Origin of the sequence: Haloferax profundi, assembly GCF_001469865.1 — an archaeon.
GTDB lineage: Archaea > Halobacteriota > Halobacteria > Halobacteriales > Haloferacaceae > Haloferax > Haloferax profundi.
Window position 1 is genome coordinate 1 of record NZ_LOPV01000385.1, and the last position, 1,460, is coordinate 1,460.

Consider the following 1,460-nt stretch of genomic DNA (forward strand, 5'->3'; position numbering starts at 1 on the left):
GGTATTGCCGCATGATTTACAAACGCGAGGGGGGTGTGTTCAAATTCTCTAGAGTCTCGCGTAGCCGTTACAAACGCGAAGGTGGTGTGTGTGTATTCCGTCGATGACTAGAAGACTAGTGTTGTTCTAGTTGTTTTAGATAAAACAACAACAACAACAGCAACAACAAAGCCGGTAGGAAAAGCAGAGACCACAGTAAAATACCCGAAAATTGTACTGTGAGACCGAGAAGACTCACGACTATCCGAACTACATCAACCGAGTAATCCTAAGTCACTGACTCTGTCACTCACTACCTCGATTGCACGCTCGGCATCGGAGACCTCCTTCGCACCGGTGATCACGACCTTCCCACTCCCGAACATCAAAACGACGACGTTCGGTTCGTCGAGTCGATACACGAGACCCGGGAATTGCTCAGGTTCGTACTCGACGTCTTCGAGACCGAGACCAATCGCGAGGGCGTTGAGGTTGAGTGTGTATCGGAGGTCCGCACTCGAGACGATGTTCTGGACTGTAATTTCGGGGTCGTCGGGAACAGGAAGTCCGAGTTCCTCGAACTCGTCGAACAAGATATCGAGGGCAGTGTTCACGCCAGTGACACTGTCTGCTCCAGTGCAGACGATTTTCCCGGACCGAAATACGAGACACGCTGACTTCGGGTCCGTCGTTCGGTACACCAGCCCAGGAAAGTTATCTGGGTCGTAGTCTGTCCCTTCCCAGTCGAGGGACAACTGTTCTAAGTCCAGTTCGATTCCAATCTGTGTGGAGGCGACGACGTTCTGTATCTGAATCGACTCGGCAGCATCCGCTTGCGACATGATGTGCTTTTATTGACATTCGTTCCTGTTAAAGTACAGGGGTCGTTCCAGACGTTCGACAGCATAACACCAGACACTCTATTCCTCTCTCACTCTCGTCGTTGGTTTCGACAGTTTCGATTGACTCGATTAGTTTCGGGCTTGGGATTAGTATCGACCCTGGAGTTCGTCCATCTGGCACTGTACACACCGGTCGTCGACGAAACACGACACGCTGTCGTACGGACAGTCGTATTCCTCGACCGACACGCTCATGTTTCGCTTCCTGTCTTCCCACGCCGACTCCCACACGTCGATGTCCATCTCTGCAGAAGAAAACACGACGTCGTCGTCTCTATCGATGATTTTGACCGCAGTCACCTCGTCTCGATGCTCTCTGACGACTTCGATTGCTTTAGTGTACGACGAACATCTCATCTCAGTGGCTCCGTCGGAGTCATCCAAGAGGCGGACCCTAATTCGCCCATCGTAACTCTCGGTTGGGCGTGTCTCGTCGACCATGCGTGGTTGTTAGACAGCTAGCTGAAAAACCTGTGTTCGACTCGAGTTCTTGACTTCACGGCGTCCTTCTTTCGCCTACTTCTGTCCGCGTTTCTTCGACACGACAACGTCGGCGACTCAGTACGTATTCGAGGTGAC

At 51.9% G+C, this 1,460-nt stretch carries 2 protein-coding genes; both read right to left on the reverse strand.

All coding sequences use genetic code 11. The features are described from left to right. Window positions 1–254: 254 nt before the first annotated feature. Complete coding sequence (locus tag AUR66_RS13655) at window positions 255–821, reverse strand: TATA-box-binding protein (RefSeq protein ID WP_058572861.1); 567 nt, start codon at window positions 819–821, stop codon at window positions 255–257. 147 nt (window positions 822–968) lie between these two features. Then, complete coding sequence (locus AUR66_RS13660) at window positions 969–1,322, reverse strand: hypothetical protein (protein ID WP_058572862.1); 354 nt, start codon at window positions 1,320–1,322, stop codon at window positions 969–971. Window positions 1,323–1,460: the final 138 nt, after the last annotated feature.